The sequence below is a fragment of the Bacteroides sp. genome, from assembly GCF_019417265.1.
Lineage (GTDB): Bacteria > Bacteroidota > Bacteroidia > Bacteroidales > Bacteroidaceae > Phocaeicola.
In genome coordinates, this window is record NZ_DXVR01000036.1 from 1 (window position 1) to 24501 (window position 24501).

Consider the following 24501-nt stretch of genomic DNA (forward strand, 5'->3'; position numbering starts at 1 on the left):
TTGGAAGTTTGGGTGAGTGGCTGAAACCAGCAGTTTGCTAAACTGCCGAACGGGTAACCGTTCCGGGGGTTCGAATCCCCCAGCTTCCGCAAAATAAGCTCTGTAATCAATTGATTATGGAGCTTTTTTGTTTCTTATATATTTCTAATATAGAGTAGAAAGGGCATAGAATAAAACTCTGCTACAATTTTGCTACAGAAATTTTTTCCGTCACAAAATTGTAGCAGAGAGAACAAAATTAATCTTCAGTTTATCTATTATTTGCCTATAGCAAAATTCAGGCTCTTCATATTCTGTGAAACAACCCAAAGATACATTGTAGAAACAATATGAATTGCGGAATTGAGTTCCTGCATTGATGCGTCCGGAGCATTATGCGACTCGCTGTTTCTCCATTGCTTTACTAATTCCAGATAATCATAGAACTTATGATACCTTTCATCCGTATTGTTTTTTAGGCCTCTCAGACAGCTGAGTGAGAATATACAATTTATGAATGTAGGCATACTGTTCTCATCCTTGTCATTTACCATTTCCTTACCGTTCAGCAAATAATATACTTTTTTCAGAAACACCTCATATTTTGTCACAATGGTATTGAAATGCCTTCTTTTGTCAACCAGTTTCATTCCTTCCAGACAGTAAAGTCTGTTAAACGAATCAAGTAACAGCTCGTTTGCTCCATCTATAGAAGATATAGTTTGAGCCTTCAATACATTAATAAAGCACGATGCTACTGAATTGAAATCTGGCATGAACTGCTTCAAGTCGGCAAACTCACTTTCTACATCTGACAGTAATTTCTGCTTGAACAGTTCCGGTATAAACGGTATTTCATCTTCCTTTTTCTTGTAGTTTTCATACATCACCTTTGCCATCTGTGTCATGACATTACGGTAGAAATCACTGTTTTCAAACAACTTGGCGAAAGAGTCCATCTGTTCCACATAACAACCCCTTGCCACTTCATCAAATATCTGAGGGAAGATACTTTCCTCAAATTGCTTTTCATCCGTATTGTTCGCCTGTTTGGTCAGTTTCTTTTTGGCTGTAGTGACCATCTTATCGTAGATGGATTCTACTATAACACGGTCTGCCTCTGAGAATTGTCCCTGATACATGATATTTACTTTATCAATGATACGGCTCAGCAAATCCTCATTGTCGTTTTTTGGTTTTCCTGCCTTTGGATTTTCACCTTTTATCGGTTTATTGTCGTCACCCAAACGGATGGAAACTGTTTCTCCTTCAGATATTTTGGAGTTTACCAGCATAATCTGTTTGTTCAGGTCTATTCTTTCCTTGGCGTTCTTAGGCAGCAGTCTATACAGATAGTCGGCATATACGTATGCTTTGTACAGTTCCTTATCGTATGTTCTTGCTATCTGTGCCATATAAGAATAGAAACGGACAAAGTTCTTGATTTTCGACCTTACCTCAAACTGTTTCTCCTCGTCCAAAGCTCCATATCTGTCAATAGTGCTCTTGAACGCATTCGACAAAGCTCCAAGGCGTTCCTTCTGCTTGCTGATATTTTGCAGCAAATCATAGAATTTCTGTTCGTCACCCTCTGTCCATAGCTGGAACATCTGTATGTCCTTTCTGAAAGTATATACATAGTTCACGTCAACAGGCTTTATCAGCTCAGTACCTTTATAGAACGGTTCGAATGATTTCTTAATATCCTCCGGCTTGTTGCAGAAGTCGAGCACGTATGTATCTTTCTTGTCCTTCTGCCATCTGTTCAGGCGCGAGAGTGTCTGCACAGCCTTTACGTCCTTCAGTTTCTTATCGACGAACATTGTATGCAGCAGAGGTTCGTCGAATCCTGTCTGATATTTGTCTGCAACAACCAGCATATTATATAAGTCCGAAGCGAAATACAAAGGCAGTTTGGCTTCCGAAATGTTTCGTCCGTCAGTGGAGTTCAACTTCGTTTCTGTATATTCCACTCCCTCATACGATACCGTACCGGAGAAAGCCACCATAGGATTTACATCAGTTATATTGTTTTCCTGACAATACCTTTTGATTTCCAGGAAATAACGTACTGCATGAGCACGCGAGGAACATACCACCATAGCTTTTGCCTTTCCAAGCATGGCATTGAGTGTCACCTCCCTGAACTTCTCCACTATGATAGCCGTTTTCTGAGCTATCACATGCTGATGGTTATCATGGAAAGCCTTTATGGCACGTGTGGCAGGAGTTTCCTCATACGAAGGATCGGACTCTATGCGCTTGGCAATCTCGTAAGTAGTTTCATAAGTGGTATAATATTTCAGTACATCCTTTATGAATCCCTCCTCTATAGCCTGTAGCATGGAATAGTTATGATAAGCCACATATTTGTTGTCTTCCGGATTTTCACCTTCTTCGGCCAGCTCACCGAAAGTCTGTAGAGTCTTTGGCTTTGGAGTTGCCGTAAATGCATAGAAGTACAGATTGTTGTGCTGCCCCTGCGCCAGCAAATCCTCCATAAGTGCATCCTTTTTCTTTTCCAGTTCTTCAGCCTCAATCTCTTCTATTTCAGCATATTCTCGCAATGCTTCGTCCGTATCCGCAAGTGCAGCCTTCAGTTTCTCCGCACTCTTGCCCGACTGTGAAGAATGAGCCTCGTCCACTATGATGGCATATCTCTTGCCGCTGCGGCTTGTCAGTTCCTTATAGATAACCGGAAAACGGTGTAGGGTAGTGATGACAATCCTTGTATTATCATCGTTGATGATTCTTGCCAGTTTCTCCGAGTTGTCAGAATCGGTAATGGTTTCTATCTGCCCGTCTATATGGTCAAATCCGAGGATTGTACTCTGGAGCTGCTTGTTCAGCACACGTCTGTCGGTGATGACAAACACACTGTTGAACATATTCTTCATCTCCGCATTCTGTAGTCCTGCAAGGCGATAAGTGAGCCATGCTATAGAGTTCGATTTTCCCGAACCGGCCGAGTGCTGGATAAGATAATTATTTCCGTGCGGCTTCTTCAGTGAATAGTATTTCGTCTTTTCGTCGGCAGCCAAATCATATCTTGTATCTTCTTTGCAACGGTTTTGCAAAACGTTTGCAAAATAAGTGTCGGCCACTAACTTTTCCACCACATCCAACTGATGATAACGAGGGAAGATTATCTTCACCGAAGTTTCCGTAATCTCTTTCTCCCTGCCGTGCTTGTCAACATCAATCTTCAGTTTCTCTTCCTCCTGCCGGGATATATAACGCTGAAGAATGGAAAGCAGCATATCCCTGCTCAAAACCTTTTCCCACAGATAGGCAGTTACATATCCACCGTCCTCACGTTCCGGATTTCCTGCACCTCCCATTTCACCTGCTCCGTTTGAGCCCTGATTGAAAGGGATGAAGAAAGTCTTTTCACCATTAAGTTCTGTAGTAAGAACTGCTTCGTACAGATCAACCCCGAAGTATGCCAATATACGGTTATTGAAATGAAACAGCGGTTCCTTTGGGTCTCTGTCCTCACGCCATTGCTTTTTCGAGTTTTCCACATTCTGACCCATAATCTGGTTTTTCAGTTCGAGTGCCACCACCGGAATACCGTTCAACGAGAGTACCATATCGATGGTATTCTTGTTCAGCTTGGAATAAGCAAACTGGCGTGTCACAGTGAGAATATTCGCATCGTAATTTGCCACAAGCTCATCATTCAGCATCGAGGCCGGAGCAAAATAGCAGAACTTGATATTAATACCCACATCGCTTATACCCTTGCGCAGAACATAAATCAGTCCGTAGCGCGACACATCATCCTGAAAAACACGGTACAGCTGTTTCTCGGCTTTGTCGCCATACTTGGTTATATAGCGTTTCCACTGCTTAGGCTGTGTCTTTTCTATAAAGGAGATAAGTACAGGCATATCTATAGCCCTGTCCTTGTCGTATGTATCCTGATTGCCTTTGATATATCCGCCCTCTGTAATAAGGTATCGTTCTATGTCGGCTTCAAAGTTCTTTTCCTTTAAGTCTGTGGTATTCATGGTTATATCTATTATTAGTCTTCAGATTCAGTTTCTTGATTTGGAAGCAGATAATCATCTGCTTTAGCTGAAGAAATTACACTTCTGCCCAATTGAGACTCCAATTTATCACGTGCAGCTTTGGCAACACTTCCTCCCTGTTTTGCGACCTGGGCATTTTGGGCGAATCCCTTAGGATTCTGATTTTTAGACAGTTCTGTCGTGGAAGCTTCTGCAAGGGTGTTCAGAGCAAACTCAATATTCGTCATATTATCCCTTAAACTCTCTTTTTTCAGTCCTTTAAAAGATTTATACTCTTTTGTAGTTTTGCCGCTCCACGAGCGTGTGATAATATCGGTGAGTGTAGCATATTGTATTCCCTCTTCAATGCCACCCCTGTGCCATTCGTCAGTCAGTGCCTTTCGTACTTCAATACTTCTCAGACGTTGGTTAATCCATTCTTCGGAATATCCTAACTGACGATAATCCCTGACAGCCTGTTCGATAGACAGTTCCGGATCCTGCATTTGGTCTAAACGCTCTTTAGCTACTTGTGCAATCCATTGTTTGAACGGTTCTGCTTTTGGTGAGGGAATGGACTGTATAAGCCTGAAAAGTTGCTGGGTTTCAACTACATCGGTCAATCTCATCTTGCCATCAGCTGCACGCATTTTCAAACGGTTACAATTTGTAACGGTTTCGTTTCCTTCTTTTTTTAGCCTGTTTTTTAATACTTTCCAATAATTTGCAGGGTCTGCACTATCAGTCAAAACAGCGATAACATCCACTACTGAAAAGTACCATTCTTCCCGTTCATCATCCCAGATTGTACGAACTTTTCTGTTTTCAAATATTTGTAATGCCTCTTTTTTAGTCATAATTCATGGTTTTATAGGTTTGATACCAGATATTGATTTTCAAAGTGCCATCCAAAGTGCCATTTTGGCTCTTTGACTCCTTTTCTTTGGCACTTTGAGATTAGCTTACCTTTCTTTTTCCGGTTACACACTCGAAAATCAATGATTTTTTGTAGTCTTTCAGTTTCTCAATCTTCTGCTGTTTTATGGAGATTAGTTCGTCTATCTCGCTGCATTTCTGGACGAGGTAGTTGGCGATGGATTGTTGCTCGGAGAGAGATGGAACAATAATAGGCATTACTGAATATTTGTCTGCACCAATATTTTGGATTGTAGATTGAATAAATATGCTGTTTTTCCAGTTTTGATACACATTTGAAAGTGTATAATAAAAAACAAAATTAGGTAGAAGTTCATTTTTATTGCATCTGGCTTTTATTAGATAGCCAGCGAAACAAGCAGCATAATCTTCTTTGTATAAAAAAGTCTTTCCAACTGTTGCACCACTTCTTGCAAATAACAAATCACCTTTATTTAACATATATTCTTTAGCCTTTTCTAAAGGTAAAGATTTAAAAGTATCATCTCTTAAAGTTCCATCATCCTTTATATCTGTTATTCTTATATATCTTGGGTCATTATAATTACATTCTTCAGCTGGTTCATTTGCGCCATATTGCATTGTCTCTGACAAAAACTTTTTAAATACTGTGGATGTCCAATGCTCCGGAATCTCCCCAATCCATTCAATACCACTATCTTTTAGGGGGACATTTTTATCCAAACCTTTGGTTACAGCTTCGGTAATGACAGATTGCTTGTAGCTTTGCAGTTTGGTTATCATTTCATCTTGCAAAGTTATCAGTTCGTCTATTTCGCTACATTTTTGGTCAAGGTAGGTGGCGATGGATTGTTGTTCATCTATAAATGGAAAAGCCACAAGTATATTACCTAAATCAGTTTGCGTCAAACTTGGTAACGATGTAGATGTTGAATAAAGATTAAAAGGGAACATCAGTGCAAGATAATATGCAAATTTACAATTTAAATCTGTATGTGGTATAGCATAAAACATTGTATCTACAGCCCAAAATTTACCTTTTACATATAAAGGCTTATCTATTGTACCTTTTCTACCCAACAATAAAGCTTCTCCATCATACATATAGTTTGAACAATATGTAAAACAACCTCCAGAGCCAATTACAGGATAGATTTCTGCATCCAAAAAATCTTTATAATCTTTCCCATTATTAATAGTGATTTTTCTTTTGAACGAAGTTACCTCCCAATGCTCCGGAATCTCCCTAATCCAAGCAATTCCACTATCTTTATATTTATCGTATCTATTTTCCATAACCATCAATCTTCCTGTTCGTAATAATATGAGTAATCAATACCTTTCATGTTCAGTTGGTTAGTGCTACTAACCAACTGATAATCTATCTGTCTTTCAGCTTCTTCTGCTCCTTTTCAAAGTTTTCAAGAAAATGAATCTCTACGGGTGAAAGGCTGTAAACTGTCCTTTCTTTAAACTTGTCGTACTCCGTATCCGCTTTCTGTTTTGCAAGTTCGGCAGAAATCTTTCCGGCATGGCTTAAAAGCTCTTTTCCGGAAAGCTTTAGAAAATCGTCCAACTTCTGAATCCAGTCTTTCATGTACATCGGCTTATGCGATTTGGCTTGAAGTTCTGCAAAATCCAAATACAGACTGACTATTCTATTGAGAGTATCCAATTCATCTGAAGAAAGATAGTTCTTGGCTGTTTCAGCATCGGTGCGTTTTGGCAAAGCTCCTGTCCATGAAGTAAGTCCCATGAAATCTTTTTCAGCATCTGCACGTTCGTAAATAATCTCGGCTGCTGTATGTCCATGAACAGAGTAGTGCATCTTGTTCTGTACAGTCTTGAAAAACTGCATGGTAGTTTCTGTACGCGGGTCGTAATCTATACTCAGGGCATATATTTCGAGTATCTTGCGGTAAAATACCTTTTCCGAGGAACGTATGTCGCGGATACGGCTTAGCAGTTCGTCGAAGTAGTTTCCTCCTCCGGCTCTTTTCAGCAAATCATCGTTCATGGCAAATCCTTTTACAAGATATTCACGCAGGACATTTGTGGCCCATATTCTGAACTGTACTCCACGGTGTGACTTGACACGATAACCTACACTGATTATCATGTCAAGGTTATAGTAAGCAAGATTTCGTTCGACACTTCTGTTGCCTTCATTTTGAACTGTTGCAAAAAATGCAACAGTTGAGTCCGGATTCAACTCTCCGTCCTCAAATACATTCTTAATATGACGGGAAATGGTAGATTTGTTTCGCTGGAACAGCTCTGCCATCTGGTCGGCTGTAAGCCAAACCGTATCATTGCATAGAGTCACTTCTATCCTTGATTTGCCATCCTCTGTCTGGTAGAGGATTATATTTCCGTTGTTTTGCTGCTCGTTCATGGTCTGTTATTATGCGGATTTATATCTGCTTACCCTAATATCCTGGACATCAGTTCCGATTCTTTTTCTTCCAGCTTTTTCAGTTCATCAAATATCACAGAACTTGGTGTTAGCGGAGTGTATTTGTAGAACTCGCGGGTGAGAGGTATTTCATAACCGATTTTGCTTTCGGAGTCGTTGTACCAGAAGTCGGGAGCATACGGACGTACGTTCTTGTCGAGGTATTCCGTAATGTCTTCTTTCCAAGGGATAATCTCGCTGTCCTTCAGTTCAGGGTCGGGAGCAAATCCGCTTTCCCGGTCAACAGGTTTCACGTATGCCTCCATCATATCGGGATTGCGCTTGCCGAAATAGTTTCTCAATAGGGCGACCTTTCCCTGAGGAACTTTTATCTTGGCTTTCTTCAGTTCGAGGAAGAAAGTTATGTCCGGGAATCCCACATGGTTATGCATATTGTTTTCCCAATATGTGGCAACTTCTTTCAATAAGGCTCTGTCGGCTTCCTTATAGTTTTCAGCAGTGGTTTCATTGAAATGAATATCCTTATACTCTAAGCGCAAAGGACGGTTGATGGTGAGTTTCGTAAACTTAAAATCATTCACATCTTTCACCTTGCTTTCTACTTTCAGTTCCGGATTAAGCTTGGAGGTGTATTCCCAATCGGTAAAATCGTGATAAGCCTGCATTATGAGTTCGCGGCATATTGTGGTGATTTCCACACGCTTGTTGCCGAGAGGCTTGCGCAGTTTCTCAAAGCATTTGCTTGCGTCGATAAGCTGAACCTTTCCTGCGCGTTCTTCCGATTTGTTTTTGCTCACTACCCATATGTATGTGGCGATACCTGTATTATAGAACAGGTCGTTAGGCAGCTGAACGATTGCTTCCAGCCAGTCGTGTTCGAGCAGATAACCTCTGATTTCGCTTTCGCCGCTTCCTGCATCGCCTTTGAACAGAGGAGAACCGTTCTGGATGATAGCCATACGTCCTTCTTCCTTCAGTTTCGCCACACCGTTTAGCATGAACAGCATCTGTCCGTCGCCTTTTGCAGGCAGTCCCGGAGCAAAACGTCCAGCTTCACCCATATCGTTTTCGGCTTTCACACGTTTCTCGGATGCTTCCCAGTCGATACCGAAAGGAGGGTTCGATATGATATAGTCGAACTGATAGCCTTTGAACCGGTCATCGCCAAGAGTATCTCCCAAGCGCATATTGTCGGCATTACCGCCCTTGATAAGCATATCGGCTTTGGCAATACCGTATGTCTGCGGATTGAGTTCCTGACCGTAACATGTAATTTCGGCTTCGGGGTCTATCTTGCGGAATCTCTCGTCAAGACAGGCCAGCATCTGGCTGGTTCCCATTGCCATATCGTATATGGATGCCACGATGCCTTCGTCTTTCATTTTCTGTTCATCTTCGCCTACAAGCAGTTCGCTCATGAGATAGATGATATCGCGTGCGGTAAAGTGTGCTCCTGCCTGGTCGTTGTACGATTCGGAGAACTTTCTGACAAGCTCTTCAAAGATATATCCCATATCTACAGCCGAAACCACATCCGCACCGAGATAGGCTTTTGCTGAACAGAACTCCTTGATGACGAGGTAAAGACGGTTGTTGTCGTCCATCTTCTTGATTTCGTTGTAGAAGTCCATGCGGTTGATTATGTCAATCACATTCTCGGAGAAATGGTTGAGGTAATTCTCGAAGTTGTCTTTGATGTTGTCCGCATCGGCAAGCAATATATCGAAAGTAAACTTGCTGGTGTTATAGAACTTCTGTTTAGCCGCGGCTTCAAGGAAACCTTTCTTTACGGCTATGCCTTTGGTTTCAAGCTCTTCGTTCATCTTGATAACGGCATCCTTTGTCGGTGCAAGAGTGTCTTCAAAACGCTTTATCACGCACATAGGCAGGATTACCTTTCCGTATTCGTGAGGCTTGTATAATCCTACTAACTTATCGGCAATGGCCCAGATAAGGTTTGCTTTTTCCTGTATATTTATAGAGGTCTGTCTTTGTAAGTCTTCTCCGCTCATATTTCTGTTTTTTTATTAATTGTCAAAGATAGCACAAACCGAGTGAAGTACAAAGTGAAAAACATGGTTTTCAACTTTTAATTCCGAGGTACGGCCTATCTTATTTATGCTATTGTTACAAATATAGATGCTTTTTATAGGAATTGAAAATCTGATAGTGCTTTAATGTTATAGGAGGGATAATATTAGTGTCTGTTATTTGATAAAAAGATAGCGTATTAAGGGCTTATGTGTGAAAATGATTTGTATTTGATGTTTTTCCTGACTGTACTTTCTTGTGGTTTTTATCAAATAGAATAAAAAGTTAATAGCTGACTATATTATGGTTTTTGATATAATAATTTATTGTGTGGGAATTGTTAAAATCGAGGTCGATTGTTAAGGGAAGTAGCACTTGAAATGATTAGGAATTTAAATCAAAATGTCTTGTTATTTTAGAAAAACGCTTCGACGTTTTATCAAAGGTATTGGCAAATTTTATTTTGAAGCGGAAATTGTAATTAATTTTTTTGTTTTTCAATCTATATTCAGCTTCAAATAAGGACTTTTCTTTTTGTTGTTATGTTGTTTATTTTAAAAATATCATGCTGTTATGATGTCAATACTGTATTTGGGGGGTGATATTGGTGCTTATATAAGAAAATATCTTTCATTTTGAAATTATTAAGTCCGCTGAGAATCCCGGTTTTGTAACCGTTTCATACTTTGGTCTTGTTTTTACGATTTTTAGAGAGGTGAGAATATCATTTTGACAAAAAGTAATTTACAGCCATGTGTTCTTATATTTGAAGCTTTTCGGTCGGTTTATGTTTGATCCTCAAAGCCTTTATAGGTAAAAGACTATTTCATAAATGTATATATAAGTCAAAGTCTTGCCATTATAATCGTAATTTGAGTAAATTATCTATCTTTGCAGCCGTTTGATAATAGTGTTAATATAATATTGTAATGAATAAACTTAACGGATTTCTTTATGGCATAATCTCGTCTGCCTCTTTTGGACTGATTCCGCTTTTTGCCATTCCGGCTATGCAGCATGGTATGGATTTTATGAATGTCATTTCTTACAGATTTCTTTTTGCCACTATTTCGTTGGCTGTCCTTTTAAAGATAAGGAAAGTTTCTTTCGGTATTCAGAAATCAGATTTGCCAACGCTTCTGTTGCTTTCATCCTTCTATATCATATCTTCCGTGTTTCTTCTTTGGGGATATAAGTTCATGCCGTCGGGTGTGGCTACTACCATACATTTTATGTATCCCGTTGTAACTACTGTGATAATGATGTTATTCTTTCGCGAGAAGAATTCTGTCGCTCGTTCTTTGGCTATTCTGATGGCTATAGCCGGGGTATATTCTCTTTCATATTCAGATTCGAAAGGTGAAACTGATTTGTTGGGAGTAGTGATTGTACTTATCTCTGCTGTAGGATATGCTTTATATCTTGTAGCAGTAGGACAGCGTAAGAACCAAAGTCTGAAGGGATTGAAACTTACTTTTTATGTGTTTCTTTTCAGTACGATAATTCTACTGGCAGGTATGCTCTCAACCGGGAACATGCATCCGATTCCTGATTATACCACAGCAGGAAACTTGTTGCTGCTTGCCATTATACCAACTATAGTTTCAAATTTGACACTTATAGAGGCTATTAAGTATATAGGAGCCACCAGAACTTCTGTATTGGGAGCCATGGAGCCTGTTACTGCGGTAGTTGTCGGTATAGCTGTTTTTGGAGAAACATTTACAGTATCAATAGCTATAGGTATAATGCTTATAGTTTCTGCTGTAACAATAATTATTCTGAAAAAGCATTGATTTATAAACCATATTGTTTTTTGAATATGAAAAAACTACTTTGTCCACAGTGTAAGATATCATCCATGTATGTGAAAAATGAAAAGAGCGAACGTCGTCTGATATATGTAGATGATAATCATAATGTGATTCCAAAATATCCGGATGAAAGTCTTGAAGGGTTCGATTTGACTGAAGTTTACTGTCTTGGATGCTCATGGCATGGTTCTCCTAAGAGATTAACTGGTAAATATCAATGAAAATATTGCACAAAAATCGCTTTTATGTGTAATATTTGTCTGCTTCTTGTCTTTATTCATTAAGTTTTTAGTATCTTTGCCATATGAAATTTTAAATAATAATGAATTAGATATTATGGAAAAAGTTATCATTAACTCTTATGAAGAATTTGAGAAGTTGGTAGGACGGCAGATTGGTGTTTCAGAGTGGTTGGAAGTATCTCAGGAACGTATCAATCAGTTTGCAGATGCTACTCTGGACCATCAGTGGATACATGTTGACGTAGAGAAAGCTAAAGTTGACAGTCCATATAAGAGTACAATCGTTCACGGATATCTTACATTGTCATTGTTGCCTTATCTTTGGAATCAGATTATCGAAGTGAATAATCTGAAGATGATGGTAAACTACGGAATGGACAAGATGAAGTTCGGTCAGGCAGTACTTTCAGGTCAGAGTGTACGTTTGGTTGCAGACCTTCAGTCATTGGTAAATCTTCGTGGAGTTGCAAAAGCTGAAATTAAATTCACTATAGAAATAAAGGACCAGAAGAAGAAAGCTCTTGAAGGAGTTGCTACTTTCCTTTATTACTTCAATTAATAAGTTCATAAATAAAGGGTTAAACAGTTCGGTGTCGGACTATTTAACCCTTATTTATTTCATCTTGTTTTGTTTTTTACATCTGCTGGTAGTTCTTTGCCAAACCGCCTTCGCTTGTTTCCTTATATAATGACGGAAGGTCGTGACCGGTCTGTTTCATAACTTCGACTACCTTGTCGAACGATACACGGTGATGCCCGTCTGTAAATGCTGAATAGATATTGGCATCGAGCGCTCTTGCGGCGGCATAGGCATTTCTTTCGATACAAGGAATCTGGACGAGTCCGCACACAGGGTCGCAAGTCATTCCGAGGTGGTGCTCGAGCCCCATTTCGGCAGAGTATTCTATCTGTGCAGGGCTACCGCCAAACAATTGGCTTGCCGCAGCAGAGGCCATTGAACAAGCCACACCGACTTCCGCCTGACATCCTGCTTCTGCTCCAGAGATTGAAGCATTGTGTTTTACAATGTTTCCCACCAATCCGGCAGTGGCAAGAGCGCGTAATATTCTGGCATCGCTGAATTCGCGGCTTTCCTGCAAATGTTTCAGTACAGCCGGAACTACTCCGCAGGAACCGCATGTAGGTGCAGTGACGATTTTTCCGCCGGAAGCATTTTCCTCGCTTACAGCCAGTGCGTAGGCAAATACCAGTCCGCGTGAGCGTAATGAGTCTTTATATCCTTTTGCACGGATGTAGTATGATGAGGCTTTTCTCGGGAGGTTAAGCGGTCCGGGAAGTACACCCTCTGCATCAAGTCCTCTCGCTATGGCTGCTTTCATGGTTTCCCATACTTCGGCCAGGTAATCCCATATTTCAGGTCCTTCGCATTGTTCCACATATTCCCAGTAGCTCTTTCCTGTATGTTTACACCATGCAAGTATCTCGCTCATGCTCGACATGTCATATATATCTTTTGATACACTTCTGGCTTTGCCTTCTTCTGCCAAGGCACCTCCACCTACGCTGAACACTGTCCATTCGTCTGTCACCTGTTTGTCTGCATTCAGTGACTTGAAGGTCATACCGTTAGGGTGGAATGGCAGGAATACGTGCGATTTCCATATCAGTTCCACCGGTGCATGAGGTTGCAGGGTGTCCAGTATGGCTACGTCTGTCATGTGCCCTTTTCCGGTAGCTGCCAGACTTCCGTAGAGTATAACCTGAAATGATGCAGCCTCCGGATGTCTTTCGAGGAACATCTCTGCTGCTTTACGCGGTCCCATAGTGTGGCTGCTTGACGGGCCGGTACCTATTCTATATAATTCTTTAATCGATTTCATTATTTATGTTGGTTTGTTATATCATTATATGTTTACTACTGTTATTCCGGCACCACCGAACTGTACGTGTTCGTCGTGGAAACTTGACACTCCCGGTACTGTAGCCAGATATTGCCTTATCAGAGTGCGGAGTATTCCGGAACCTGTTCCGTGAAGAATTCTTACGTTTTTGGCTCCCACAAGAATGGCATCGTCTATGAAGTATGTCACGGCCTGTATTGCTTCGTCGCCTCTCATACCTCTTACGTCTATCTCGTGCTTGAAGTTGAGTTTCTTGTCGTACATGCTGCTTTGTGTAGCACTGCTTACGAAACTTGCCTTTGCCGGAACTGCAGCCGATGGCTTAGGCGTATCAGCATGTTCCAGACGTTCGGTTTTTACGTTTGTCTTCATGAGTCCGAACATAACTACTGCGTTCTTGCCGTTTATCTCAATCACCTGACCGGTGCTGGTCTGTCCCTTTATGCGTACATAGTCGCCCGTGTTGATAGGTTTTACTTTAGGGATGACAGGCTCTTTGGTTTCGTTGGCTTTCTTTTCTTTCTTTTCCTTGCGACGCTCCTGCTTCTCTCTCAGCTGCTCCATCTTTCTGGCTATCTTCTCTTCCATGGCAGCCTTTTCCAGTTCTTCCACCTCGCGTCTGAAGTCTGTCAGTTCCTGCCTTGCCATACGGGTACGTTCCTTCTCGGCCTGTGCTTCCTTGATGGTTCGGATGGTGTTTTCTATGCGGGCATTCGATTCCTGAAGAATTTTCTCAGCCTCTTCCTTGGCCTTTTTCAGGATTTCCTTCCTGCTCTTGGCCAGTTCCTCCATTTCCTTTTCGTAGCGGGCAATGGTATCTTCCATCTGCTTTTCACGCTTGCGTATGTTCTGGCGTTTGGTTTCCCAGTAACGCTTGTCGCGTACAATGTCCTGCAGGTATTTGTCGCTCTGAATATATTCGCTTCCCACTATTTCCGATGCATCGGCAATAACGTCTTCCGGAAGACCTATCTTGCGTGCAATTTCCACTGCAAATGAGCTTCCCGGATTGCCTATCTGAAGTTGGAACAGTGCTCTCATCTCATGGCGGTCGTACAGCATGGCACCGTTTATTACGCCTTCATTGTTTTCGGCAAAGTGCTTCAGGTTCTGATAGTGAGTGGTTATTACTCCGAAAGTCCTCTTGTTGTTGAATCGTTTCAGTACGGCTTCCGCTATCGCACCGCCTATCTGGGGTTCTGTACCGCCACCGAACTCGTCTATCAGGATGATACTGCAGTCGTTGCAGTATTTCATCATATTCTTCATGTTCGTAAGGTGTGATGAATAGGTACTGAGGTCGTCCTCGATACTCTGTTCGTCACCTATGTCGATGAATATACTGCTGAATATACCTGCATGGCTGCGTTCGTTCATCGGTACGGGTATTCCGCATTGCAGCATATACTGGAGCAGTCCCACTGTTTTCAGACACACGGATTTACCTCCGGCGTTAGGACCGGAGATAAGCAGTATTCTGTCTTCGCTGTTAAGGGCTATTTCCAGCGGTACTACCTTCTTGTTATGTTTCTCGAGGTTTATTCTCAGCAACGGGTGTATGGCATCGAACCAGTCTATTGTCCTGCTGTTCTCCATTGCAGGTTTTGTAGCCTTGATGTCGATGCTGAACAAAGCCTTGGCTCTTATGAAATCTATTTTGGCAAGGAACTCGTATGACACCAATATTGCAGGAACATGCGGACGTATCTCTTTTGAAAATTCAGTAAGTATTCTGATGATTTCCCTTCTTTCTTCGCCTTCCAGCTCTCTGATTCTGTTGTTGGCTTCCACCACTTCGGCAGGCTCTATGAAGACAGTCTTTCCCGTAGCCGATTCATCATGCACTATACCTCTGATTTTTCTCTTCATGCCCGGTGCTACAGGTATCACGAGTCGTCCGTCGCGCACGGTAGGAGTGACATCCTTGTCCACATATCCTTCGGCCTGTGCCTGTCTGAGGATAGAGTTAAGGCTGCGCGATATGCTTCCGGCTGTAGATGCCAGTTCGCGGCGGATACTGAGAAGTTCCGGAGATGCATTGTCCTTTATCTTGCCGAATTTGTCGAGTATGTTGTTGATTTTTGCTGTGAGCTGAGGGAAAACCATGATGTCTTCGGCTAACTTTCTCAGATTAGGGTAGTGGTTGTTGGTGTAATTGCCGTCATCATCGGTTTCATCATCTTTCTGCAGGAAGAGGATTATCTCTCTGATAGTTTCCAGTGAGCGTCGCAGGTCGAACAGTTCTGCTTCGTTCATGTACATTCCTTCTATTTTTATTTTCTTCAGAGAAGGGCGTACATCGAAGAAGTTCTGGCTTGGAAATTCATTCTCTCCCTGTATAATCTGTGTGAACTCCATTACCTGGTCAAGCAATGAATTTACGTTGTCGAAATCATCCGAGAAGTTCATCTCATCCACCTTTTCATGCCCTAAAGCGCAGAGGCATTTGTTCTTGATGAGTGTGCGTATTTGGTCGAACCCTATTTTCTGCTCAAAATTCAGAGGATATATCATGTCTGTGTATGTATTTATTCTTTTTAAAAAACGTTGCAAAGGTAGTATAATGACGTTGCATTTCAAATATATCATCTTGCAATCTTTGAATAAATTAACTATCTTTGCGTCCCGAAGAATATAGGTATAAAAAGATGAAACTGAAGAAAGATATAGAAATAGAAAAAAGTGCCGACGGTTATGTTCTTGGAGGGGCTGATATGGATGCGTCGGAATATGATATGCTTACCCCTCTCAGTGATGAAGCAGTGTATCTGATAAGTGAGATTGGCGAAGAAGAGTTTGATGAAGATACTTTAGCTTCGATGTTGTGCAGCAGATTCGGAATGGATTATGCACGAGCTATAGAAGAGGCTCTCGAACTGATGAATCATTGGGAGGAAATAGGAATAATACGTTGGTAATCCTTTCTATCGCATGAAATGGTTTGACAGAAAGATATTGGGCAGTGCGGCAGCTACGGCCTCGTGGATGTACAGGCAGACATCAGGATACAGAATCCCGGTGTCTGCCTCTGTGTTGTTAGGCATGATAAGAATAGCTGCATCCTTGTCTTTCATATGGGTGAGCAAAGAGATGATAGATACGGCAGTCAGATCGGACGGAAGCCTTATGCGATATGTGGTAATGCTCGTTCTGACACTTGCTATGGAGATGCTTTGCTCCGTGGCTCAGGGATATATAGATGTCCGTACTGAGGCCCGGGTGAGGAATGACTTGCGCTGCCGTGTATTTGGCAAGGCTCTGAATGCCAGATGGAACGGTAAGGAGAAATGGCATACCGGAGATGTGGTGAACCGTCTGGAGGAGGATGTCAGAGTTATTGCAGATACTTTGTGTCATCTTGTTCCGGGGGCTTTCATTACTTCGTTTCAGCTTGTGTCTGCCTTTGTTTTCCTCTGGAGTATGAACCCCGGACTGGCATGGGTGGTATTATGCATACTTCCTGTGTTCTTAATGCTGGCTGCTATAATGGCACGTCGTATAAAAAAACTTACAGCTGATATCCGCAAGTCCGATTCCCGGGTACAGTCGGTCTTGCAGGAGTCGCTTCAGAAACGTATTGTTATAATAGCGTTAAGCAGGGTAGGTTATGTAATGAACCGTCTTGTGAACTCGCAGAATACGTTGATGGAAAAGGTTATGAAGCGTAACAGGTTTTCCATGTCATCGCGCGCTGTGATAATGGTCGGTTTCAGTGCCGGTTATCTCACTGCCTTTATCTGGGGAGTTCACCGCATGCAGGATGGAGTAGTTACTTTTGGTATGCTTTCCGCCTTCTTGCAGCTTGTAGGGCAGATTCAGCGTCCCACGGCCGATATGAGCCGTCGTCTGCCGGCTATGATACATGCGATAGCATCAGGCGAAAGACTTATGGAAGTATATAATGCCGAACAGGAAGACGTAATTCTGAAGGAAGAAGAAGTTCAGGTGTTCAAGTCTGACGGTGTAAGGCTGGAGAATGTCACATTTGGCTATCCTGACGGAAACAGAAAGATATTGCAGAATTTCACATATGATTTCCGTCCCGGTACATCCACAGCTATTATGGGTGAGACGGGTGCAGGCAAGAGTACTATGATGAGGCTTATGTTGGGGCTGCTTCGACCGGAAAGCGGAAACGTAATTCTTTATAATGAGGAGGGCAAAAGTGTAGATGTTTCAGCCCGTTACAGAAATGGAATAGTGTATGTGCCCCAAGGAAACAGTATGCTTAGTGCAACTATACGTGAAAATCTGACCGGAGGAAAAAGAAATATATCCGAAGAAGATATCAAGAGGGCGATATATATGGCTGCAGCCGAGTTTGTTTACGATTTGCCAGACGGACTTGAAACTATGTGCGGTGAAGGTGGTGAAGGATTGAGCGAGGGGCAGGCACAGCGCATAGCCATAGCAAGGGCACTGCTCAGCGACGGACGTATAATGCTGCTTGACGAGTTTACATCGGCCCTTGATGCGGAAACAGAACGCAAACTTATGGATAGGCTGACGGATAACTATGCCGGTAAGACTCTTGTCTTTATAACTCACCGCAAGGAAATAGCCGACAGGTGCGAGAATGTGGTAAATGTGGGGAGGAATTGAATATGAAGAAACTGGTTTTGCCCAACGAAATACTTTTAGGTGAGGTGGAAAGGCTTCTCTCGCAAGGCACATCTGTTACGATGATGACAAAAGGTAACAGTATGCTGCCGTTCATTGTAGGCGAGAGGGACAGCGTTGTTCTCAAGCCTTATGGTGTGCCTCGCGTTGGGGATATAGCATTAGCTCATCTTCATAATGGCGCTTATGTGCTTCATCGGATAATAGACATTTCTGATACCGGTATTGTTACACTCATGGGTGACGGTAACATACGCGGAACGGAGCATTGCCATGTGAACAGGCTTTGTGGAAAAACCGTTACGGTGATAAGAAAAGGCCGCAGATGTAATCCCGATTCAAAATCGTGGGTGATTATGTCGTCGCTTTGGCGCAGGATGTTGCCTGTAAGACGTTATTTGCTGGCTGTTTACAGACGAGTATTTATAAAATTGATATAGGCAAGATGAAGAAACTTAATTCATATATAGTAGGAGGACACAGGTTTTATTTATGTATGCCCGAAGAGTCTAAACTCTGGACGGGCGTGGATAACTACACTCCGTTCCTTGAATCGGAAGCGGAGGTCGAGAGTCTTGTCGACGGAACACTCTCCGATAATGTTTTCTGTCTGGATGTCAATATAGAATCCGCAGGAAACGAATTGGTGGAGAATTCCGCAATGCTTGCAGAGTTTGATGACGATACAGCATTTATCTCTGTCATGTCCGGAAGCGATGGCGAAAGTATCTTCGGTATAGCCCTGAATCGTGCGATGAGGGAGCAGGGAGGAATACTTGCGACGGGGAAAGACAGTAGTGTATGTAAGTTGTATGCCGGAGTATGTAATGGTGGAAATCACGGACTTTTTGTACTCAATAATGCTCTTATGCTGCTGTATGCATTGTTCACAGCCGGAAGAAATACACTTCTGATACACGCATCTGTGGCTGTGAAGGAAGGAAAGGGATATGTTTTCCTCGGAAAGAGCGGAACAGGAAAGAGTACACATTCCAGATTATGGCTGAACAATATAGAAGGTACACGACTGCTTAATGACGACAATCCTGTGGTAAGGATAGAAGATAATGGCGAGGTTATGGTATATGGTTCTCCGTGGAGCGGCAAGACACCGTGTTATCGTAATGAGCGTGCGGCTCTCGGTGCTGTAGTCAGACTTAGTCAGGCTCCGCATAACGCTATCAGACGATTGTCCGGTGTGCAGGCTTATGCCGCACTTGCTCCGTCTGCTTCGTCAATGAAATGGAACAGGGTGATGGCCGACGGACTTCACAAAACTCTGTCCGGCATTATACAGTCGGTAGGAATATATCATCTGGAGTGTCTTCCTGATGCAGATGCTGCATATTTATGCTATAACACAGTGAAATGATGAATAAGTTTGTATGACTGCCCTACTCATTCTCCCGTTTATAATAAAGACGGTCGTACAAATCTCTCTGCTGACAGCTGTCAGCAGACGAAGATGCGTGTTCATTCATTTTATGATGTCGAATATATAGGTGAAACATGATTAATAATTAGATATAAATTTAAAACGCTAAAGATATGAGAATAAAGAAAGGATTCGTACTGCGTGAATTGGCAGGCGAGAAGATTATTTCGGGTGAAGGTCTTGAACAGATAGATTTCAATAAGATAGTTACATTAAACACCTCTGCTGCCTATATCTGGGAGCATATCTCAAACAGGGAGTTTGATTTGGAAACTATGGTAGATTTGTTGTTGGACAGATACGACATAGAACGCAGTGTGGCATTGCAGGATGCACGCCGCTTGCTCGATGACTGGGTGTCGATAGGTCTGATAGAAGAATAAACATAAGTTCTGCTCAGACTGTGAAGTGCATATATGCCTTGATTATAGAGGTATATATGCATTTTTTTGCAATATATTCTTAATAATTAGGTATATATTTGCGTGATAACTTATTTTTTTAGCATAAAAATCGCTTTATGACGTTTATTTATGCAAAAAAGCAGTAACTTTGCATCCGGTTAGAGTTTTAATATTGAAATGCAAGAATCGGTAAATAATATTATTGAGATTTCACACGTCTCAAAATTCTTTGATGACAAGGTAGCCCTTGACGATATCAACCTTTATATCCGCAAAGGCGAGTTCGTAACTATATTGGGACCTTCAGGTTGCGGTAAGACAACGTTGCTCCGTCTGTTGGCTGGTTTCCAGACTGCATCGGAAGGTGTTATAACAATTAACGGTAAGGAGATTACCCAGACACCGCCCCATAAGCGTCCAGTCAATACAGTATTCCAGAAATATGCTTTATTCCCGCATCTTAATGTTTATGACAATATAGCCTTCGGACTGAAACTGAAGAAGATGCCTAAGGATGAAATCATGCGCAAGGTGAAGAATGCCCTTAAGATGGTGACCATGAACGATTATGAATATCGCGATGTAAACTCTCTTTCCGGCGGTCAGCAGCAGCGTGTGGCCATAGCCCGTGCCATTGTGAACGAGCCTGACGTACTTCTTCTTGACGAACCGCTCGCAGCTCTTGACCTCAAGATGCGCAAGGACATGCAGATGGAACTGAAGGAGATGCATAAACGCCTGGGTATCACATTCGTTTATGTTACTCATGATCAGGAGGAAGCTCTTACCCTGAGCGATACCATAGTAGTGATGAGCGAGGGAAGAATTCAGCAGATAGGAACTCCGACGGATATATATAATGAACCTGTCAACTCATTTGTGGCAGACTTTATAGGTGAAAGTAACATTCTTAACGGAGTGATGATACACGACCGCCTTGTTAGTTTTGCCGGTGTCGAGGCGGAATGTGTAGACGAAGGTTTTGGCGACAATGTACCTGTTGATGTGGTTATACGTCCGGAAGACCTCTACATATTCCCTGTAAACGAATCCGCACAGTTCCGAGGTAAGGTTACGTCAAGCATTTTCAAGGGAGTGCATTACGAAATACTGGTTGAGGCAAACGGTTTTGAATTTGTAGTTCAGGATTATCATCATTTTGAAGTTGGTTCCGAAGTAGGACTATTGGTAAAGCCATACGACATACATATAATGAAGAAGGAAAGGGTTTGCAATACTTTCGAAGGAAAAATAATCGACGAAACCCACGTAGAGTTCCTTGGCTGCGAGTTTGAATGTAGCCAGGAAGCTACATCCGGTATGGAAACCGGTACTGAGGTCTTTGTGGAAGTTCCTTTTGAAGGAATTGTACTCGACGACAATCAGGAGGACGGAACACTTACCGGAAGTATAAGCTTCATCCTTTACAAGGGTAATCATTATCACATTACTGTTGATTCCGATTGGGATGAACCGGTGTATGTCGATACGGATGATATCTGGGATAATGGTGACAATGTAGGTATCAGTATTCCGGCTGAACGCATATCTATACGCAGAAAACAATAAATAACTAACTATTAACAGGAAACGAGGTGAAACTAAGTAACATTCGTATATTTTTTACTTCACGTAAGAGTTGGACACTGCCGTACATCATTTTTTCGGCCTTTTTTGTAGTCCTTCCACTTGTATTGATTGTGGCATTTGCATTTACCGACGAGAACGGTAACTTTACTTTTGCCAATTTCAGTAAGTTCATGTCACATCCGGAGGCGGTGAACACATTTGTCTATTCCATAGGTATAGCCATAATCAACACACTTATATGTATCCTGTTGGGCTATCCGGCCGCATACATCCTCAGCAGGCTTAAGTCAGGCTATTCGCAGATAGTAGTGATGCTTTTCATCCTGCCCATGTGGGTAAACATCCTGATTCGTACCCTTGCCACTGTGGCGCTGTTCGATTTCTTCCGTATACCGTTAGGTGAGGGAGCTTTGATTTTCGGTATGGTGTATAACTACATTCCGTTTATGATTTACCCCATCTATAATACCCTTGTAAAGATGGATCGCAGTTATATAGAGGCTGCTCAAGACCTTGGAGCAACTCCTTTTCAGGTTTTTACCAAAACCATACTTCCGCTGTCTATGCCTGGAGTGGCAAGCGGTATACTGATGGTATTTATGCCTACTATTTCCACATTTGCCATAGCTGAGTTGCTGACTATGAATAATATAAAACTGTTCGGTACAACAATTCAGGAGAACATTAACAACAGTATGTGGAACTACGGTGCCGCACTTTCGCTCATTATGCTGTTCCTTATCGGTGCTGCAACACTTTTTGCTTCTGACGACAATCAGGAGAAGGAAGGAGGTGCCATATGGTAAGTATTATAAAGAAAGTACTATGTCACGGTTATCTCTGGTTGTTGCTTCTTCTACTTTATTCGCCTATAATCATAATAATGATATATTCCTTTACGGAAGCTAAAGTTCTTGGAAACTGGACAGGCTTTTCTACTAAGCTATACGAGAATCTGTTTATCCATGGCACTCATCATTCTTTGGTTAATGCTCTATGGAATACAGTTACCATAGCCCTGATTACGGCTGTAGTTTCAACTATTTTAGGAACCGTTACGGCTATCGGTATGTTCAATCTCCGTGCCAGACAGCGTAAGGTTGTGTCTTTCATCAACAATATACCTATATTGAACGGTGATATAATCATGGGTGTTTCTTTGTTCCTGCTTTTCGTATCTTTAGGCATACATCAGGGATATGGCACAGTGCTTATGGCACATATAGCTTTCTGTACTCCTTATGTTGTACTCAGCGTTCTGCCACGTCTGAAACAGATGAATCCTAATCTTTACGAAGCGGCACTTGACCTTGGAGCTACTCCGGGGCAGGCATTAAGAAAAGTCATCATTCCTGAAATTCTGCCAGGGATGATAGCCGGTTTCATGCTTGCAGTCACAATATCAATTGATGATTTTGCTGTTACCATATTTACAATAGGCAACGAAGGGCTTGAAACTCTTTCTACATATATCTACTCCGATGCAAGAAAAGGTGGACTTACACCGGAACTTCGTCCGCTGTCAACCATTATATTCCTCATCGTGCTGTTTATGCTCATTATGATAAACCGCCGTGCTGGAAAGAAGAACGCAAAATAACGATATTTCATTATGAAAAGACTTTATACAATATTTCTGACACTGTTTTCTGTGTTCCTACTTACAGGATGTTACAACACAGAGGAACGTGAAAATGTTCTGAAAATCTACAACTGGGGAGATTATATCGACGAGGAAGTGCTTGCTGCCTTTCCTGAATGGTATAAAGAACAGACAGGTGAAGATGTAAGAATAGTATACCAGACATTCGATATAAACGAGATTATGCTTACCAAGATAGAGCGAGGTAAGGAAGATTTCGATGTGGTTTGCCCTTCGGAATACATTATAGAAAGAATGTTAAGGAAAGACCTGCTTCTGCCTATAGATACGGCTTTCGGCAATACTCCGAACTATATTCATAATATATCACCGTATATTCAAGGAGAAATAGACAAGTTAGGATTCCCAGGAAGACCTGCTTCCAAGTATGCTGTAGGTTATATGTGGGGAACAGCAGGAATACTTTATAACAAGAAGTATGTTTTCGATGAAGAAGCACGTACTTGGCATTCTTTGTGGGACAGTAAGTTCCGCAATAAGTTACTCATGAAAGACAGTTACAGGGATGCCTACGGTACTGCTGTGATATATGCTAACCGTGATGCACTGGCAAAGGGAGAGATAAAGGTTGAAGACCTTATGAATAACTATTCGCCTGATGCTATTGCTACTGCAGAAAAGTATCTGAAGGAGCTGAAACCTAACATTGCCGGATGGGAGGCCGATTTCGGTAAGGAGATGATGACCAAAAACAAGGCTTATCTGAATATGACATGGAGCGGTGACGCTGTGTGGGCAATAGAAGAAGCAGAGGCAATAGGAGTGGAGCTTGGATATGAAGTGCCGAAAGAAGGAAGTAACGTATGGTTTGACGGATGGGTAATCCCACGATATGCACGCAACAGAAAAGCAGCAAGTTATTTCATCAACTATCTTTGTCGTCAGGATGTGGCGTTGGCAAATATGGAAACCATAGGTTATGTAAGTGCCGTGGCAACACCCGAAATCCTTGAGGAAAAGATTGATACTACACTTGAAAGTTTTTCAGACTTGTCATATTTCTTCGGTCCGGGAGCTGAACATATACAGATAGACCCTATACAGTATCCCGATAGTGCAGTTGTAGCCCGTTGTGCTATAATCCGTGACTCTGGAGAAAGGACTCAGGCTGTGCTCGATATGTGGTCGCACGTTAAGGGTGATAATCTTGGAGGAGGACTGGTGATATTCATTCTTCTTACATTAGTGGCACTGGTGATTTATGTTTCTTATAAAAAGATAGAGAAATACAGGAACAGACGCAATCAGAGCAAAAGGAAAAGAAAGCATCATGCTCATAGATGATTTAATTCTAATCAAAGGTAAATTGAAGTGAGGTTTTTTAACCTCCTTTTTCCTGACTTCGTCACTCAAAAAATACGTATTTTATAACTCGTTGATAAACAATGTTTTGTATCTTTGCGTTACCTAATTTTTGGTGACGCAAAAGTTTTTTTAACTATGTTTATCAGAAAGAAAAGACATCGTTCCGGTAATATCGGTAAGCTTCCAAAATTGGCGTATTGACTAGCATGTCTCTTTCGCATACCTTCGTG

At 41.8% G+C, this 24501-nt stretch carries 19 protein-coding genes and 1 tRNA gene; 13 read left to right on the plus strand and 7 right to left on the minus strand.

The features are described 5' to 3' along the window. Positions 1-2: 2 nt before the first annotated feature. Positions 3-89 (plus strand) — tRNA-Ser (locus QZ379_RS06255). A gap of 168 nt (positions 90-257) precedes the next feature. On the opposite strand, the gene QZ379_RS06260 is transcribed toward QZ379_RS06255, so the two are convergent. The 5 genes from QZ379_RS06260 to QZ379_RS06280 form a co-directional block, all read right to left on the minus strand. Beyond that, complete coding sequence (locus QZ379_RS06260; protein WP_291561583.1) at positions 258-3992, minus strand: DEAD/DEAH box helicase family protein; 3735 nt, start codon at positions 3990-3992, stop codon at positions 258-260. A gap of 14 nt (positions 3993-4006) precedes the next feature. After that, on the minus strand, positions 4007-4849 hold the full coding sequence (locus tag QZ379_RS06265) for a Bro-N domain-containing protein (RefSeq protein ID WP_291561599.1): 843 nt from the start codon (positions 4847-4849) through the stop codon (positions 4007-4009). 100 nt (positions 4850-4949) lie between these two features. After that, positions 4950-6185: a restriction endonuclease subunit S gene (locus QZ379_RS06270; protein WP_291561609.1), complete on the minus strand. Its 1236-nt coding sequence runs from the start codon at positions 6183-6185 to the stop codon at positions 4950-4952. Positions 6186-6270: 85 nt separating this feature from the next. Then, the gene (locus QZ379_RS06275) at positions 6271-7284 is read right to left on the minus strand and encodes a virulence RhuM family protein (protein ID WP_291561615.1); all 1014 of its coding nucleotides are present in this window, start codon (positions 7282-7284) and stop codon (positions 6271-6273) included. Positions 7285-7313: 29 nt separating this feature from the next. Next, positions 7314-9317, minus strand: coding sequence for a class I SAM-dependent DNA methyltransferase (locus tag QZ379_RS06280; protein ID WP_291561617.1), 2004 nt, complete (start codon positions 9315-9317; stop codon positions 7314-7316). A 948-nt stretch (positions 9318-10265) separates the two neighbouring features. Here QZ379_RS06280 and QZ379_RS06285 point away from each other — a divergent pair. From QZ379_RS06285 to QZ379_RS06295, 3 genes are all read left to right on the plus strand, one after another. Continuing rightward, entirely contained in the window at positions 10266-11132 is an 867-nt protein-coding gene (locus tag QZ379_RS06285; RefSeq protein ID WP_291561619.1) for a DMT family transporter, read from the plus strand. Positions 11133-11158: 26 nt separating this feature from the next. Continuing rightward, positions 11159-11371, plus strand: coding sequence for a hypothetical protein (locus QZ379_RS06290; protein WP_291561621.1), 213 nt, complete (start codon positions 11159-11161; stop codon positions 11369-11371). A gap of 115 nt (positions 11372-11486) precedes the next feature. Next, complete coding sequence (locus tag QZ379_RS06295; RefSeq protein WP_291561623.1) at positions 11487-11951, plus strand: MaoC family dehydratase; 465 nt, start codon at positions 11487-11489, stop codon at positions 11949-11951. Between the two features lie 76 nt (positions 11952-12027). Here QZ379_RS06295 and QZ379_RS06300 read toward each other — a convergent pair whose 3' ends face one another. Both QZ379_RS06300 and QZ379_RS06305 read right to left on the minus strand, forming a co-directional pair. Beyond that, on the minus strand, positions 12028-13233 hold the full coding sequence (locus QZ379_RS06300; RefSeq protein ID WP_291561625.1) for an L-serine ammonia-lyase: 1206 nt from the start codon (positions 13231-13233) through the stop codon (positions 12028-12030). A 24-nt stretch (positions 13234-13257) separates the two neighbouring features. Further along, entirely contained in the window at positions 13258-15768 is a 2511-nt protein-coding gene (locus tag QZ379_RS06305) for a Smr/MutS family protein (protein WP_291561628.1), read from the minus strand. A 134-nt stretch (positions 15769-15902) separates the two neighbouring features. On the opposite strand from QZ379_RS06305, the gene QZ379_RS06310 reads away from it, so the two are divergent. The 9 genes from QZ379_RS06310 to QZ379_RS06350 all read left to right on the plus strand — a co-directional run bounded on the left by QZ379_RS06310 (position 15903) and on the right by QZ379_RS06350 (position 24250). Then, complete coding sequence (locus tag QZ379_RS06310) at positions 15903-16172, plus strand: hypothetical protein (RefSeq protein ID WP_291561630.1); 270 nt, start codon at positions 15903-15905, stop codon at positions 16170-16172. A gap of 13 nt (positions 16173-16185) precedes the next feature. Further along, positions 16186-17856, plus strand: a complete 1671-nt coding sequence (locus QZ379_RS06315; RefSeq protein ID WP_291561638.1) for an ABC transporter ATP-binding protein — start codon at positions 16186-16188, stop codon at positions 17854-17856. 2 nt (positions 17857-17858) lie between these two features. Further along, entirely contained in the window at positions 17859-18314 is a 456-nt protein-coding gene (locus tag QZ379_RS06320; RefSeq protein WP_291561649.1) for a S24/S26 family peptidase, read from the plus strand. A 5-nt stretch (positions 18315-18319) separates the two neighbouring features. After that, positions 18320-19246, plus strand: a complete 927-nt coding sequence (locus tag QZ379_RS06325; RefSeq protein WP_291561663.1) for a hypothetical protein — start codon at positions 18320-18322, stop codon at positions 19244-19246. A 176-nt stretch (positions 19247-19422) separates the two neighbouring features. Continuing rightward, positions 19423-19692: a PqqD family protein gene (locus QZ379_RS06330; protein ID WP_291561678.1), complete on the plus strand. Its 270-nt coding sequence runs from the start codon at positions 19423-19425 to the stop codon at positions 19690-19692. Positions 19693-19884: 192 nt separating this feature from the next. Further along, positions 19885-21282, plus strand: a complete 1398-nt coding sequence (potA, locus tag QZ379_RS06335) for a polyamine ABC transporter ATP-binding protein (protein WP_291561706.1) — start codon at positions 19885-19887, stop codon at positions 21280-21282. A gap of 26 nt (positions 21283-21308) precedes the next feature. Continuing rightward, positions 21309-22109, plus strand: coding sequence for an ABC transporter permease (locus tag QZ379_RS06340; protein WP_291561688.1), 801 nt, complete (start codon positions 21309-21311; stop codon positions 22107-22109). A 2-nt stretch (positions 22110-22111) separates the two neighbouring features. Next, complete coding sequence (locus QZ379_RS06345) at positions 22112-22903, plus strand: ABC transporter permease (RefSeq protein ID WP_291561717.1); 792 nt, start codon at positions 22112-22114, stop codon at positions 22901-22903. A gap of 12 nt (positions 22904-22915) precedes the next feature. After that, positions 22916-24250: an ABC transporter substrate-binding protein gene (locus QZ379_RS06350; RefSeq protein WP_291561699.1), complete on the plus strand. Its 1335-nt coding sequence runs from the start codon at positions 22916-22918 to the stop codon at positions 24248-24250. Positions 24251-24501 lie beyond the last annotated feature (251 nt).